This is a genomic window from Natrinema ejinorense (genome assembly GCF_002494345.1).
Taxonomy (GTDB): Archaea; Halobacteriota; Halobacteria; order Halobacteriales; family Natrialbaceae; genus Natrinema; species Natrinema longum.
Genome location: NZ_NXNI01000001.1, coordinates 3,938,357 through 3,953,569, shown reverse-complemented (window position 1 = coordinate 3,953,569; position 15,213 = coordinate 3,938,357). Strand labels below are relative to the sequence as shown.

At 63.4% G+C, this 15,213-nt stretch carries 14 protein-coding genes; 3 read left to right on the top strand and 11 right to left on the bottom strand.

Annotated elements, in window-relative coordinates; all coding sequences use genetic code 11:
- The 7 genes from CP557_RS19400 to ahaH all read right to left on the bottom strand — a co-directional run bounded on the left by CP557_RS19400 (position 1) and on the right by ahaH (position 6,818).
- A complete protein-coding gene (locus CP557_RS19400) occupies positions 1 to 1,764 on the bottom strand; it encodes an ATP synthase subunit A (RefSeq protein ID WP_097381429.1) in 1,764 nt (587 codons plus the stop codon).
- A 3-nt stretch (positions 1,765 to 1,767) separates the two neighbouring features.
- Positions 1,768 to 2,100, bottom strand: coding sequence for a V-type ATP synthase subunit F (locus tag CP557_RS19395; protein ID WP_097381428.1), 333 nt, complete (start codon positions 2,098 to 2,100; stop codon positions 1,768 to 1,770).
- Entirely contained in the window at positions 2,097 to 3,149 is a 1,053-nt protein-coding gene (locus tag CP557_RS19390; protein WP_097381427.1) for a V-type ATP synthase subunit C, read from the bottom strand. The genes CP557_RS19395 and CP557_RS19390 overlap by 4 nt, the downstream gene beginning before the upstream one ends.
- Positions 3,146 to 3,727, bottom strand: coding sequence for a V-type ATP synthase subunit E (locus CP557_RS19385; RefSeq protein ID WP_097381426.1), 582 nt, complete (start codon positions 3,725 to 3,727; stop codon positions 3,146 to 3,148). The genes CP557_RS19390 and CP557_RS19385 overlap by 4 nt, the downstream gene beginning before the upstream one ends.
- Before the next feature lie 25 nt (positions 3,728 to 3,752).
- Positions 3,753 to 4,034, bottom strand: a complete 282-nt coding sequence (locus tag CP557_RS19380; RefSeq protein WP_097381425.1) for a hypothetical protein — start codon at positions 4,032 to 4,034, stop codon at positions 3,753 to 3,755.
- A 203-nt stretch (positions 4,035 to 4,237) separates the two neighbouring features.
- Complete coding sequence (locus tag CP557_RS19375) at positions 4,238 to 6,499, bottom strand: V-type ATP synthase subunit I (RefSeq protein ID WP_245853061.1); 2,262 nt, start codon at positions 6,497 to 6,499, stop codon at positions 4,238 to 4,240.
- On the bottom strand, positions 6,486 to 6,818 hold the full coding sequence (gene ahaH, locus CP557_RS19370; RefSeq protein ID WP_097381423.1) for an ATP synthase archaeal subunit H: 333 nt from the start codon (positions 6,816 to 6,818) through the stop codon (positions 6,486 to 6,488). Before ahaH ends, CP557_RS19375 begins: the two co-directional genes overlap by 14 nt.
- Before the next feature lie 157 nt (positions 6,819 to 6,975).
- Between ahaH and CP557_RS19365 the strand changes: the two genes are divergently transcribed.
- The gene (locus CP557_RS19365; protein WP_097381422.1) at positions 6,976 to 7,599 is read left to right on the top strand and encodes a methyltransferase domain-containing protein; all 624 of its coding nucleotides are present in this window, start codon (positions 6,976 to 6,978) and stop codon (positions 7,597 to 7,599) included.
- 21 nt (positions 7,600 to 7,620) lie between these two features.
- On the opposite strand, the gene CP557_RS19360 is transcribed toward CP557_RS19365, so the two are convergent.
- Positions 7,621 to 8,070: a type IV pilin N-terminal domain-containing protein gene (locus CP557_RS19360; protein WP_097381421.1), complete on the bottom strand. Its 450-nt coding sequence runs from the start codon at positions 8,068 to 8,070 to the stop codon at positions 7,621 to 7,623.
- A gap of 163 nt (positions 8,071 to 8,233) precedes the next feature.
- Positions 8,234 to 9,463 carry a DUF7096 domain-containing protein gene (locus CP557_RS19355; RefSeq protein WP_097381420.1) on the bottom strand — a complete coding sequence of 410 codons (1,230 nt, stop codon included), beginning with the start codon at positions 9,461 to 9,463 and terminating at the stop codon, positions 8,234 to 8,236.
- A gap of 169 nt (positions 9,464 to 9,632) precedes the next feature.
- On the opposite strand from CP557_RS19355, the gene CP557_RS19350 reads away from it, so the two are divergent.
- On the top strand, positions 9,633 to 10,970 hold the full coding sequence (locus CP557_RS19350) for a helix-turn-helix transcriptional regulator (RefSeq protein ID WP_097381419.1): 1,338 nt from the start codon (positions 9,633 to 9,635) through the stop codon (positions 10,968 to 10,970).
- A gap of 36 nt (positions 10,971 to 11,006) precedes the next feature.
- On the opposite strand, the gene CP557_RS19345 is transcribed toward CP557_RS19350, so the two are convergent.
- Together CP557_RS19345 and CP557_RS19340 are read right to left on the bottom strand one after the other, a co-directional pair.
- Positions 11,007 to 11,711, bottom strand: coding sequence for a hypothetical protein (locus CP557_RS19345; RefSeq protein WP_097381418.1), 705 nt, complete (start codon positions 11,709 to 11,711; stop codon positions 11,007 to 11,009).
- Positions 11,712 to 12,140: 429 nt separating this feature from the next.
- Complete coding sequence (locus CP557_RS19340; protein ID WP_097381417.1) at positions 12,141 to 13,136, bottom strand: radical SAM protein; 996 nt, start codon at positions 13,134 to 13,136, stop codon at positions 12,141 to 12,143.
- 122 nt (positions 13,137 to 13,258) lie between these two features.
- Here CP557_RS19340 and CP557_RS19335 point away from each other — a divergent pair, with 122 nt between their 5' ends.
- Entirely contained in the window at positions 13,259 to 15,172 is a 1,914-nt protein-coding gene (locus CP557_RS19335) for a hybrid sensor histidine kinase/response regulator (RefSeq protein WP_097381416.1), read from the top strand.
- Positions 15,173 to 15,213 lie beyond the last annotated feature (41 nt).

Sequence of the window (15,213 nt, the reverse complement as noted above, 5' to 3'; positions counted from 1 at the left end):
TTAGTACAGTGCTCGTAGTTGTTCTTTGAGGTCGTTCTCGATCTCGTCGATGAACTCCTCCCACTCCTCGGCCGTGCCCATCCGGTTGAGCTGTGGCGCAGCGTCGACGTCCGTGATCTCCTCGGGTGGCACACCGGCGTCGAGTGCCTCGAAGGCCTCGTCGTTGAACGTCTGGATCGCACCGAGCATCCGGTAGGTCTTCTCGGGTTCGCAGTAGGTGTCGACGTCGTGGAGCGCGTTTTGCTGGAGCCACGCCTCACGCAGGTAGCGTGCGACCTCGAGGGTCAGCTGCTGGTCCTCCGGCAGCGCGTCCTTGCCGACGAGTTGGACGATCTCTTGGAGTTCGTCCTCCTCGTCGAGTACGTCGACTGCCCACTGGCGGGTCTCCGCCCAGTCGCCGGCGACGTTGCTCTCCCACCACGGGTCGAGCTGGTCCTTGTACAGCGAGTAGGACTCGTTCCAGTTGATCGAGGGGAAGTGCCGACGCTCCGCGAGGTCGGCGTCCAGCGCCCAGAACGTCTTGACGATACGCAGCGTGTTCTGGGTGACCGGCTCGGAGAAGTCACCGCCCGGCGGCGAGACTGCCCCGACGACCGAAATCGACCCTTCGCCGCCGTTGATCAGCTGGAACTTGCCGGCGCGCTCGTAGAACTCGGAGAGTGCGGCCGCCAGGTACGCGGGGTAGCCCTCTTCGCCGGGCATCTCCTCGAGTCGACTCGAAATCTCCCGCATGGCCTCGGCCCACCGCGAGGTGGAGTCGGCCATCAGCGCGACGTCGTAGCCCATGTCGCGGTAGTACTCCGCGATCGTGATGCCCGTGTAAATACAGGACTCGCGGGCTGCGACGGGCATGTTCGACGTGTTGGCGATGAGGCAGGTCCGGGCCATCAGCGGGTTCCCGGTCTGTGGGTCCGGCAGTTCCGGGAAGTCCTCGATGACCTCGGTCATCTCGTTGCCGCGCTCGCCACAGCCAATGTAAACGACGATGTCCGCGTCGGACCACTTGGCGAGTTGCTGCTGGGTGACGGTCTTCCCGGAGCCAAAGGGTCCGGGAATCGCCGCCGTCCCGCCCTTCGCGAGCGGGAAGAGGCCGTCCTGGACGCGCTGGCCCGTCACCAGCGGCTCGGTCGGCGTCTCCTTGTCACCGGCGGGCCGGGCTTCCCGAACCGGCCACTCCTGGTGCATCTGGATCTCCTCGCCGTTGTCGAGTTCGACGACCGTCTCCTCGACGGTGAACTCGCCGGCCTCGATGGCCGTGACCTCGCCGCCCTCGTAGTCCGGCGGCACCATGACCTTGTGGTCGATGGTGACGGTCTCCTCGACGATCCCGACGACGTCGCCGGGTTCGACGGTATCGCCCGTTTCGACCTCGGGGGAGAACTCCCACTGCTTCTCGAGGTCGATCCCCGGGGCGTCGACCCCGCGGTCCAAAAAGGCCGTCCCCATCTTCTCCTCGAGGACGTCGAGTGGCCGCTGGACGCCGTCGTAAATGGAGTCCAGCATGCCGGGTCCGAGGTCGACGCTCAGGGGCTCGCCCGTGTTCTGGACGGGTTCGCCCGGGCCGACGCCGGAAGTTTCCTCGTACACCTGAATCGTGGTCAGGTTCCCTTCGATCTCGATGACCTCGCCCATCAGCCCTTCGTCGCCGACGTAGACGACGTCGTTCATCCGGGCGTCGAGGTCCGTGGCGGTCACGACGGGACCGCTCACGCTTTCGATTACACCGTCTTCGTCGACGGATTCGATTTCTTCTGCCTGGCTCATAGTTTAGCTGTCTTCGTCCTCGTCCATCAGGTCGATCCCGATCGCGCGTTTGATCTGGTCGCGCAGCCCGCCGCCTCCCGTACCGCTGCCGATCGTGACGACGACCGGCTCGACGCTCGTCTCGACTTCCTGGCGAACGTTTCGCGACAGGTGCTCGAGGTCGTCGTCGTGCATGACGACGATCCCGACGCCCTCGTCTTCGAGGGCTGTCGTTGCAGCGTCGTCCAGCCGTTCGTCCTTCTCGTCGTCCGGGACGTTCTCGAACCGACGGACGCCAGCGAGGCGGAAGCCGGTCGTAAACTCCGGACTGCCAACGACTGCGATTTCCTGGCTCATAGGATCACCAGCTCCTCTTCGATCTCGGTTTCGTCGAGTCCGACCTCGCGACCCCGCGCGATGGCGCGGATGTTCTCGACCTCGCGTTCCTTCCCGAGAACGAACGACAGAACGGGTGAGATCGAGGTCGGATACACGCTCGAAAGCAGGTCCGCGTACTCGAGCAACGCAGCGTCAAGTGCGTGCTCGAACTGTATAAGGCTGTCAGCATCCCGCAGTCGGTCGAGCGCCCCCGAGAGGCGGTCGCCGTAGCGTTTGTTCTCGGCGATGTGATCGACGAGGGCGTCGTAGTCACCGACCAACCGGTTCAGATCCGACTCGTCGAACAACACGCCACCCTCGATGTAGTAGGCCGCGGGATCGAGATCCGAACCGCTTCGCGCGAGACGCAACGCGTTCCGGGCGTTCCGGAAGTCGATCTCGGCCTCGAGGAACTCGACGTACTTCGCTTCCGGCCCCTCCTGGGGCCGACCGAGATCCGCGAGCAAGTTCTCGTAGAACGCCCGATCGAGCGCGTTCTCGAGGGGGACGAGCGCGCCGCTCTCTTCGTACTCCTCGAATGCGACTTCGAGCTGCTCGGCGAAGATCGTCCCATCGAGCAGTTCGATGACGTCCTCGATCGAGTCGACCTCGACGAGCCGATCGATCGTCCCGTCATCGAGTTCGCCAGCGCGAATGAGGTCCGTCCGAATATCCTCGGGGTCGGTATCCGTGTAGATGCCACGGATGATCGTCTTCAGGTTCCAGACGTCGAACTTCCGGAGGTACCGAACGATGCGGTCGTAGAGTTTCCCCTCCGACCACTCGAGCAAGTCGTCGAAGTGCTTCGCGAGGTTGCGGTTGAGCGCGTACTCGATCAGGTCGACGCCCGAGAACCGCGTTCCGAGCTCGTTGATCTCGCGCTCGTACTCCGTCTCCTCCATGAACCGTGCGATCTCGCTCGGCCCCATCCGGATCAGCTTTCGGTAATCCTCGTCGGACAACATCGCCGCTCGACGCGAGCGAACGCGAGCGTTCACGTACTCCGGATTCGAGGCACCCGTACTCATTGCTCGAAGAGTCTGTTGCTGATTTCCTGGAGATTGTCTTCCCATACGTCCTCGAGCACCGAGTCGAACGTGTTGTTGACGCGGACACGGGACTGGTCGCTCTCGACGACGACGCCGCCGAGACAGTCGTACCCGCCGGCGTACTGGTAGCCGTCGTACTCCTCGAGGATCGATTCGAGCACCTCTTCGTCGTCGCTGCGGCCGTAGACGTTGACGTCGTCGCCCTCGTCGAATTCGACCGTCGCCGCCTCGAGCAGGTCACGAGTGAGCGCTTCGCGGGTGTCTCCCTCGAGAGCGGCGAGTTCGTCCTCGACCGCGTCGCGGACCTCCGCGAGGGCGTCGCGGCGTGCCTCCAGTCGTTTCTGTTTCGCCTCCAGCTTCGCGCTGGAGAGTCGCTGTTCGCGCAACTGCTCGATCTCGCTCTCGACCTCGGCTTCGGCGTCGGCGATGATCTCGTCGGCGTCCTCTCGGGCGGCTGACTCGATCTCTTCGGCGCGCGTTTCGCCCTCACTGCGGATGTCCTCCGCACGCGCGTGAGCCTCTTCTCGAATGTCCTCAACGACTGTGTCCAGACTCATTGTAAGAAAGTTCGATGGGGACGCTTTAGACGAAGAGCGCGACCAGTGCGAAGATCACGAGCGTCTCGGGCAGGACCGTCAGGAGAATCCCGATACCCGGCGAGATGGAGTCCTCGGCGAGTGCCCCGACGACCGACGCACCGATCGCTCGCTCCGCATAGCCCGCGCCGATAGCTGCGAGACCGATACCGATCGCCGCAGCCCCTCCCTGCTCGAGCATCGGGCCACCGCCACCCTGCTGCAGTACGACGTTCTCTGCGAAACTGTTCAGTGCAAATGCGACCTCGGGTAGAGTTTCGATTGTCATGATTGAGTTTCCTCGTGGTTTTGCAACCGGACAGGTGGTACTACTCCCCAGCGTGTTCTTAAAACTTCCCAAACTAAACCGCCGATTTCACCGGCGTAGCCGTTAATACTCGGTATCCAGAGGTATTACCCTTTCGATGAAGGTCCCGGAATGCGTGCCCGATTGCCACGCGGAACGAGTCCGTGGCGTGGTGGCCGGCGACGTCAGTCGTCGTCGGATCGAATCCCACCGAAGGGTTCGAACTTCCGGCCACCGCCCTCGTAGAACCGATTGAAGAACTCGACGTACTCGAGACGGATCCCCTGCAGGCCGGCGCTCGTAATGCCGAGCAGGAGGACGACGATGTGACCCACGACGAGGATGACCACGCCGAGGATGGCCATCACGAGACCGCCGTGGAGCAGGCCGCCGAACATGACCTCGGACACTTCGTGACCGTGGTAGGTCCCCTGTTCGAGCATGTGCTGGGGTGCGTGGCTGGTACCGAAGTGCCACTCCGCGCCGTGATCGGTCTCGACGACGTACACCCCGAAGAAGAGCATGTTGACGACGAACGCCATGCCCGCCTTCGCCAGGATGACCGCCGCGATCCGCAGGTACGAGAGCACGTCTCCGAGGACGTTGAAGCTCTCGAGCCCGCCGATGATGATGCCGAGGACGCCGTAGTGTTTGACTTCGCCGTAGACCATCGTCACGAACCCGATCGCGATGAGCGGGAGTCCGACGTACATCCCGATTTCGGTGGCGAAGCCGGTGAATCCGAGTTCGAACGCCGCCTCGGAGCCGTTCCCGAACGAGGTGAACAGGAACTCCGGCTTGACGCTCTCACCGTGGCGACTGAAGATCCAGACCCAGACGCCGATCATGAGCAGCGCCCACGAGCCGTTCTCGAGGAACGCATCGCCGACGCCGTGATCGAGATCGTTGAAGAAGCCGAAGGCGTACCCGAGGGTAAGGTGGGCCAGTCCGATCAGGACGCTCACCATCAGCCACGTCGTTCCGTAGTTCGCGTACACGGGCTGCAGTCCCTTGTGCAACGGCGGACTCCCGCCAAAGACGATGTCTCCCAGGAAGTGCATCCCGAAGAACTCGCCGTAGAGGACGCCGAACAGCATCGTGAACCCGCCGGCCCACATGCCGATCGCACCCAGACTTCGGATGATGTCCTCGTCGAACCGGCTGTACATGAGGAAGCCGGCGGTTGTGTAGATCATCCCGTAGCCGAGGTCGCCCAGCATGAAGCCGTAGAACGCCGGGAACGTCAACAGCAGGACGATCGTCGGGTCGAGTTCGCTGTACTTGGGCCGGTCGATCAGCCGCAACAGGAACTCGAAGGGCTTCGCGGGGCCGGTGTTGTCCTGAATGACCGGCGGTTCGTCGACCATCGTCACGACATCGCCGCTGGCAGCGGTCGTACCGCCGTCGGCGATCGCCTCCTGCGTCGCGGCCTCCCGCTTTTCCTCCTCGGTCGTCTCCTCGGCACCGCCGGAGCCGCCGTGGTCGACGTCTTCCGTCCGCGTCGGATACCCCTCGTCGTTGTAATCGGCTCTGACGAGTTCTTCGGTTTCGACACTGTCGCCGACCGCGTCGTTCAGCGTGGCGACGAGTCGGTCGTACTCCTCGGAGGGAAGCCAGCCTTCGGCGACGAACGCGTGGTCCGTCGTCGCGAACTGCAGCGGCGCTTCCGCCTGCTGGACCTCGATCGTCAGTTCCTCCTCGACTCGCAGGAGGAAGGCCGCTTCCTCCTGTTTGATCTCCGCGAGCTCCGCGTCGATCTCTTCGAGTTGGGACTCGAGGTCCCGCTTCCGGCTCTCGAGGTCCGCGACGTAGTCCTCGGGACTCTGTTCGGTGTCGGGCACCTCGTAGCGGGTGAACTCGACGCCGACCAGGGCGTCGTCGATCGGCTCCTCGTCGGCTCCCTCGGCGGGCGCGGCCACGATAGCCACGACGTCGCCACCGGTGAACGTCTCGAACGCCCGAACGTCGTCGGACGCGTCGACGGCAGCCTCGACTTCCTCGAGGGGGCCCTCGCCGACGAGCACGTCGACCGTCTCGTACCCCGACAGCAGGTCGAGGTCGATACCGAGTTCCGCAAAGGGTGCCACGCGGTCGATCTTCTCGTCGACCTGCCGCAGTTCGTCGTTGATCTCCACGCGGCGGTCGTCGAGGTCGTTGATCCGCGTTCGGATCTCCTCGAGCCGGGCTTCCCAGCCCTCCTCGAGCGTCCCCGGATCGGCCTCGTCGGCCGATAGCTCGAGGGTACTCTCGAGGGCGCGGACGGTCACCAGCTTCTCGGATGCGTCGTCGGCACCCGTCATCGGGTCGCCGTTGTCGAATCCGTCCCAGGAGCCGTCGTAGTCCGAGAGGTGGACGAGACTCAGCTCGTGGACCGCCTCGATGACCGTGGGCATGACGCGCCTGGAACCGGTCACCGAGACCTTGCTCATACGCTCAGGTCTGAGCATGGACGTCCTCCTGGAACAGGTCGACGACGTGGTCGGTCACGTCGCCGACCCGTTTCCGGGCGCGCTCGGCGAGTTCCTCACGCTCCTGTTCGCCTGCTTCGAGGACCTGCTCGCACTCCGCATCGATCTCCTCGCGAGCCTCCTCCAGGCGGCGCTCTTTGAGCTCCCTGGCCTCCTGTTCCGCTTCCGTGCGAATCTCCTCGGCACGTTCCCGGGCCTCGGCTATCCGCTCGTCGCGGTCGTTGTCTGCCAATGCGACGATCTCGTCGGCCTCTTCCTCCGCCGACTTAATTCGTTCGAGAACCTCTGGCCTCGGCATATTCTAAGCAGTCGGACGTTTGCCAGAGCGCGTATATGGTAGTTGCGAAAGTGACTCAGCGCGATCCGAGCCCGAACGGACGATAATCACGTTTTACTTCGCCTTCACAGCGTCGGGAACGGCAGACATATGCCGATCCGATCGAAACCCCTCACTAATGGGACTTCTCGAGAACAAGGCCCGTGCTCGACTGTTCTATAAGTACCTCTCACGGGTCTACGATCAGGTGAACCCGTTCATCTGGACCGAGGACATGCGCACCGCGGCGCTTTCGTTGCTCGACATCGAGGACGACATGACGGTCCTCGACGTCGGCTGTGGCACCGGCTTCGCCACCGAAGGGCTGCTCGAGCACGTCGACGAGGTCTACGCGCTCGACCAGAGCGAACACCAACTCGAACAGGCCTACGAGAAGTTCGGCAAACGCGCGCCGCCGGTTCACTTCCACCGCGGCGATGCCGAACGGCTGCCGTTTGCGACGGACACGTTCGACGTCGTCTGGTCGTCGGGTTCGATCGAGTACTGGCCGACCCCGATCCTCGCGCTGCGGGAATTCCGTCGCGTGCTCAAACCCGGCGGCCAGGTGCTCGTCGTCGGCCCGAACTATCCCGACAACGTCATCAGCCAGCTGCTGGCCGACTCGATCATGCTCTTTTACGACGAGTACGAGGCCGACGAGATGTTCAAAACCGCCGGTTTCGAGGACGTGAAACACGCGTTCATGGGTCCGTCCTACGACCCCGACGTCGCGATCACGACGATCGGACGCGCACCCGAGTGACGCCCCGGGGCCGAGCGGACCTCATCGGACCGTCGTCTCGAGTTCGGCGATCCGGCGGCCGTCGACGTCGAGCGAGACGGTGATCGAATCGTCCGTCTCGAGCGTCGGAGAGTTCGTCTCGGCGACGGACACGCCGGCCCGTTCTCCCGCCGTCCACTCCGGATCGGCCTCCCGATTGAACGGGCCCTCGGGTGAGCCATTGAACCCGCTCGCGCCGACGAACGGGACGGGCGGCTGTTCGGTGAGTTCCGTCCCGTTTATCGCGATCGTCACCGAGAGTGCCTCGACGTCGACGGGATCACCGGCGACGTGCTCGATCGTGATCGAGGAGCGGTCGCCGTCGGCCGAGAGTTCGAACGTCGCCGTCGGACCGGGAGCCTCGAGTGACCATGCGCCGACGCCGACCGCGACCACCGTCGCCAGGCAGACGGTAATTGCGAGCAACGCGAGGACGCCGACGAGCGGGCTCACCGCGCGTGGCGCGCTCGAAGTGGAGCGTCGTCGGGGACGGAACCGCTTTGGGATCACGCATCGCTCTGGCCGCTCCTTCGCGTATAAATGACAGTCAACCCAGACGTGGAAAAACACGTTCCCGGGTCGAAGCCGAATCGTGACTCCGTCCGGACACACCGAATTAGGACGTGATCGTCGCGTTGACGGTCCCGTTTGCAGTCCGTGCCGTCAGCTCTGATTGGCCGAGGGTTGGAACGATCCACAGCGACCCGTCCTCGCCGGTTTTCCCGATTTCGATCCCGTCAATGATGATGGTTGCCTGCTCGGGTTCGCCGGTCGCCTGGTCGGTCACCGTCACCTCGATCGGACTGTTAACGTTCTCCGCCGGCGGCGTCTCGTTGATCGACAGCTCGAGCCCGTCATTGGACCGCGTCGTCTCGTCCGTTACGGGGAGCGATTGTGTGGTCAGTTCCTGTGTCTCGCGATAGACGTTTCCGGTCTGGGTATTGAAGTAGAAATCGAGCCGGCCCTGATCAAGCTTCGGCTCCGCCCAGTAGTGATCAGGACTGTTTTCCTGGAAGTGGGGCCCGTCGTCGCTGGAGGCCCATGGGTAGAGGTCCTCCGCGTGATTGTACGCGTCGCTGTGGTCGAGCTGGTTCGAGCCAGTTTGGTCGCGATTATCGAATCTGGCCGTTTCGACGAGGTATCGGTCCCCGTCTACCATCGCGAGGCTGTACCCCGTCTGTGAAGCCGAGACGGTCACGTCGAGTCCGCTCCCGCGTGTCGGCCGATCGGTGAGTGCTTCGAGGTTCTCTCGGAGCGGCGTTCGATGGTACTCCAGGGTCTTGTAGTCGGAGTAGTCAGCCGGCAGCGAATACCCGGAGACCTGGTTTGCTCGTCCCTCGAGTTCCCGAAGGGTATCGGCCAGCATCGCCGCCTCCTTGTGGTTTCGCAGCAACGTCTGGAGGAGTTCGTTCGTCGATTGCTCGCCGGCTGCGTATGCTCGTACCGCCTCGCGCTCGCGTTGCTCGAGTTCGTCGGCCCGTTCGTTGATACGCTCGTAGGCCTGCTGGACCATCGCTGCTTGCTGCTCAGTGGTTGCATCGTCGAACTCGTCGTCGACGAGCGTGTACTGCTCGTAGTCGAGCCTGAGTTCGTCGTCGGCATTCGCGAAAACCAGCCCGAGGCCGCTCCCGTAGTCGGTGTACTCGCTTCTGACGTCACCGGTCAAGGGGAGACGGTTGGTCGTGTTCTCGGCCTCGACCGGGGCCGTTCGATCCGGGAGTTCCTGCTGGAGGGTCGCCGCCGATCCGTCGAGGCGCTCGCCGCTAGGGGCCGCTGCGACGACGGTCATCGCAGGCAGCGAGAGGACGAGGAGGAACGCGAGGAGGGCAGGCGTCGCGTTGTTCATCGCCACACCGTATGGCCTCCTGATACAAAAACTGGTCGTCTATCGGTCAGGCACGGAGACGCCCGTTACAGACCCGGTTACGACGTATTACGCCGTTCAGCCGCGTCAGAAGGAGTTTATTATCGATGGAAAGTGTTTTTTCCCCGTGGAAACCACCCAATTGGTACACATGCGGATGTCCACCGCCGCCGCACTCGCCCTCACAGTCCTCCTCGCTACGTCCGGTCTGGGGGCAGTGGCCGCCGCCACACCGTCGGCGCCTGCGTCGACGACTGGTGAGCGGTCCCCGCCGACGTCTCCCTTCCCAGCCTTAGCCCTCGAGCAGCCAGAGTCGGTATCGGCCCTCCAATCGTCCTCGTCGCCCCTCGAGAGCCCCGAGACGCGGCAGGTGATCCGGGTTCGAATCACCGACGATGGCGATGCCGAATGGTATATCGAAAGCCGGTTCCTCGTGACCGACGACTCCGAGGCCGAAACCTTCCACGACTACGCCGACGCGGTCATGGCGGGCCAGCGAGACCCACAGTACGATCCGCGAGTGTTCGACCGGTACGCGAGCCGCGTCGCCGAGTCGAACAGCCGCGAGATGGACATCGAGAACGCCGGCTGGGACGGGGCACGAATCGAACCCCTCGATACCGACGACGAACCGGCCACAAACGGCGACGATGTCCGGGTCGGTATCCTTTCGTATTCGTTCACCTGGACGAATTTCGGAACCGTCGACGGGGATCGGATTCGCGTCGGCGACAGCTTCCAGACGACCGAGGGACTCCTGTTCGAGTCGTTAGCGAGCTGGCAACGGCTCGTCATCGAACCCCCGGAGAACTACGGCTTCGTCGACGCGCCGACAGGGACCGAAAACGGCTCGCTCGTCTGGAACGGGCCCTATCACTTCGAGGAGGACGGGCTCGAGATGACGCTCCTTCAGGGAGCTGGCCCGAATTCGCCGAACTCGAATACGACCGTGCTGATCGCTGCGCTGCTCGGAGTCGTCGCCCTCATCGGGGCTGGCGGCTACGTCCTCGCGAGGCGAAAGACCGACGACGACCGGGAGGGGGCGACCGATCCGCTGGCGTCGCTCGCAACCACCGGGCCACTCGGGCTGTTGAAGCGACTCGATCCCCGCGAACGTGACGGGAACGGTTCCGATGGGACCACGACCCACGGCGATGGGGGCGCCGAACCGGTCGCCAACGCGGCGGTCGACTCGCCCGCAGCCGCCGATACCGACGGCGGATCGGGCACCCACCTCGAGTTCGAGGAACCGGTTGACGACGAAATCGATCCCGAACTGTTAAGCGACGAGGAACGCGTCCTTCGATTGCTCAAACGAAACGGCGGTCGGATGAAACAGGCGTCCATCGTCACGGAGACCGGCTGGTCGAACGCCAAGGTCTCACAACTCCTCTCGAAGATGGACGACGACGACGAGATCGAGAAGCTCCGGATCGGCCGGGAAAACCTCATCACGCTGCCGGGCGTCGATCCGACCGAGGTGGAGTGATCGTCTCGGTCCGGGACGGTCGATCCGCCGGCAGGCTCAGTTCTCGCTGGTCTCCGACCCGTCCTCGGTGCTGGACGAGTCGTCCGCGTCCGGGTTGTACTGGATGTCCCTGCCGACGGAGTCGTAGATGTCGTCCCAGTCTTTGTCCTCGTCCATCAGGAAAACCTCGACGGTCAACGAGCCCGCACCGAACTCTTCGATACCGGCCGGCCGAACGTCGATGTGGAACGTCCCGTTCTCTTCCATGCGAACCTCATCCGTTCGCTCGAGTAGCTTCTGCTCGTCCTCGTTGATCTTGACGAAGAAGTACGGTTCACCCTCCACGTCACCGTGTTCCGGCGGATCGACGTCCTCCATGCTGGTGTTGGCAACGACCTCGAGGTTGAAGTTCGAGTAGCCGTCACCACTCGCTACGGGTTCTTTGTCGACGAACTCGACGGATTCGATTCGATCCTCGCGTTCGTCTTCTATCGGACGGTTCGGTTCCTCGGGCGGGGACCACTCCGCATCAGCAGTGTCGTCTCCGTCGTCCGTGTCGTTCGCAGTTCCGTTCGATTCGATGTCGTCGCTAGTGTCGGTTTCTGTGTCGTCGGAACCGTTCGATTCCGACTGGGTTTCGTTCAATGGCTCCGAATCGGACTCGGTCGCTTGGTCATCCGCCTGCGATCCACCGAGAGCACTGCACCCGGAGAGGGCGACGAGCAGTGCAACCGCGACGACTGCTATGGTTCGGGATTTCATCGTAGCCGCCCATTTCGGGACACCCGCCATTATTACAACCCGGATAAGTGGCACCGACTCGCTCGGCGATGAACGGGACACGATAGTCTCGAGACGGCCATATTCGGGGGGTTGCACGCTGTGGGACGATCGTTATAGCGTGCACAATCGATGCGAATCCCAGTTCGCTCGCGGTCCTCCGCTAGCGGCGTCCGCTCGACGACCTGCCACGTGGACCTTTTTTCTCGTCGGGTTCGCTTCGCTCACCCACCTCCAAAAATCACCATCAAAAAGCCGCTCGCTCACCGCGTTCGCTCGCGGTCTTTATGCCAGCGGCGTCCGCTCGACGACCTGCCACGTGGACCTTTTTCTCGTCGGGTTCACTGCGTTCACCCTCCTCGAAAAATCTCCACCAAAAAACCGCTCACTCGCTTCGCTCGCTCGCGGTACTCACGCTAACGGCGTCCGCTCGACGACCTGTCCGTCGTAGGTCGGATACTGCTCGACGATTTCGCCGTCGTCGAGGTCGCCGTCCTCGATCATCTCCTCTAAGAGCCACCAGGCGACCTCGACGTGGTCGGGTTTGACGGTGTAGAACTCCTCGGGGACGCCCAGGGCTTCGAACTCCGCGGGGTCGGCGTGGGTCTTGCCGTAGACGAGCGTGCCGTCGTCGGTGACGTCGTCGAACTCGCGGCGGATGTTGCGGGCCATGCGTTTGAGGCGGCGACGATGCTGGGCAGCGTCCTTGAATACGGACGTACAGAAGTAGACCTTCTCGTGGTCGCCCATCACCTCGAGGATCTCTTCGCGGGAGCCGTCGACGGCGCTCATGTGGTCTTCCTTGAGTTCGAACCCTTGTTCTTGCATCCGTCGGTAGTTCCCGTCGCTCATCTCGAACTCGTTGACGTTACAGAACTCGGCTGCGCCCTCGTCGATGAGTTCGAGGAACTCCGTCTCGGGGCGGATGCCTGGAATCTCGAACGCGGGGGTGAGCCCTTCTTCGCGGGCGATGTAGAGGATCTCCTCCCACTCGGTCCCGTGGAGGTCCCCCCACTGTTCGTACGGCGGATGGAACCGAATCTCGTCCAAGCCGGCCTCGGAGAGTCGCCGCATGTTCTCGCGGCCGCCGGTGATACCGGTATAGAGGTGGGTGTGGTGATCCTCGCCGAACTCGTCTTTGAGCAACTCGAGGTAGTGACAGGTCCGGCCGAGCGCCTCCTGGGGCTCGCCGCCGGTGATCGACGTGCCCAGCGCGTCCATTCGGTGGGCCTCGGTGAGCACGTCCTCGTCCGCTTCGACGAGTCGCTCGTTAGCGTAGACGTCGGTGACGTTCTTGCGGTTCTCCCCGAGCGGGCAGTAAAAGCAGTCGCGCTGGTCGCAGTAGCCATAGACGAACAGCACCATCTTGCCACCTTTCGCACACTGCTCACAGCCCTTCGAGATCATTCGACGGAACGTAGCCACCCGAGCCTCAAAAGCCGTGCGAAACTGCAGTGGACTGGAGCGTGTCGACGCCTCGTTTCTAGCCACATGTTATTATACGATGGGGATGGAAGGGAGAACAGCCGATGTCAGCGAGGATCCACGTCCTGTGTGTCGACGACGATCCGAGCGTTCGCGACTTCCTCGCGACCGCCCTCGAGCGAACGAACGACGAGTTCGACGTAACGACCGCTGACAGCGGGCGTGCGGGGCTTGCGATCCTCGACGACGTCGATGTCGACTGTCTCATCAGCGACTACGAGATGCCCGGAATGAACGGACTCGAGTTCTTCCAGGCCGTCCGTGACCGCGATCCGGACGTCCCGTTTCTCCTAGTTACGGGCGCTGATCCGGCGGAGATCGCACGCAAGGCGATCGATGCCGGCGTGACCGACTACCTGCGAAAGGAGACTGCCACCGCCCAGTATACGGTCCTCGCACATCGAATCGAGAACGCCGTCGAGAAACGCCGTGTGGAAGACCGTCGAGCGGAGATCGATCGGCAACTCGAGCGGTACCGGTCGGTCGTCGAGAACGCTGCCGACCCGATCTGTCTCTTCGATCGGAACGGGACGATTACGATGGTAAACGACGCGGCGGTCGACTGGCTGGGGTACGACCGAGATCGACTGCTCGGGTCGACCATCGGGACGTTTCTCACCGACGAAACGGCCGCAGGTGCAAGCGATGTGTCGGACCCAGAGACCACAGCAGCGCCCCCGGAGAGATCGCGCTTCGAGTGGACGTTCGAAACCGGGGATGGACGACGGGACGGCGAGATGAGCGTCGCACCGCTGGATATCGACGACGAGCCCGCCGGCTCCATCGGCATCGTTCGGAAACTCACACGCCACGAGGAACGACGCCGCGAACGCTACCGGGACGAGACGATCCTCGAGACCGCACCGTTCGGGCTGTTCGTACTCGATGCGGACGCGACTATCGTCTGGTTGAACGACGAGTATCTGTCCAAATTCGAGGAGACCAAAGACGAACTCCTGGGGATGGCGTTTCCGACGCTCATCGAACGCGGATACTATCGCGAGTCGACGATCGATCAGTACATCGAGGCCGTCCGTCAGCTCCTCTCCGCGGACACCGACGACGAGAAAGCCACGTACAACGTCCGCTTTCGCCGACCCGACGGCGACGAACGGATCTACGATGTCCATACGAAATTGCTCCCGCTCGAGGACGGCGAGTTCGCCGGAACCGTCCACGCGTTCCGCGATATCACCCAACAGGAACGCTACCGACGCGAACTCGAGCGCCAGAACGACCGGCTCGAACAGTTCGCCAGCCTCGTCAGCCACGACCTCCGAAACCCGCTGAACGTCGCACAGGGGCATCTCGACCCCCTCGACGAGCAACTGGACAGTCGACACGTCGACGAACTGCAGTGGTCGCTGTCGCGGATGGGGGAACTCGTCGACGGGCTGTTGCAGTTGGCCCGGCAGGGCAAAACGATCGGCGAGCGGGAATGGCTCCCGCTTGCCGGCGTGGCTCGCGACGCGTGGTCGACCGTCGATACCGGTGGTGCCCGTCTCGAGATCGACGGCGAGATGCGAGTGTACGGCGACGACGCTCGACTTCGGACGCTGTTCGAGAACCTGTTCCGAAATTCGGTCAAGCATGGAACCGACGAGGCCGGCACCGGCGAGACGGAGCCGCTGGTCGTCACCGTCGGGTCGCTCGCGGCTGATGGGGACTCGACCGGCGACGAGACGAGCCGACGTGGGTTCTACGTCGAGGACACGGGCGTGGGACTGCCGGCCGATACGGACTCGGTGTTCGAGTTCGGCTATACGACGAAGCCGGACGGGACCGGCTTCGGGCTGGCGATCGTCACGGAAATCGCCGAGGCTCACGGCTGGTCGGTCACGGCTCGGAACGGATCGGCCGGCGGTGCTCGGTTCGAGATCACGAACGTGACGACGTCCGACGCCGACGTCGGATCGATACCCGACGAATCCGACGCCGGGAGGGACGGCTCCGGCTGATTTCGACTGCTATCGACGCCGTTTCGGCGTCCCAGAAGAGA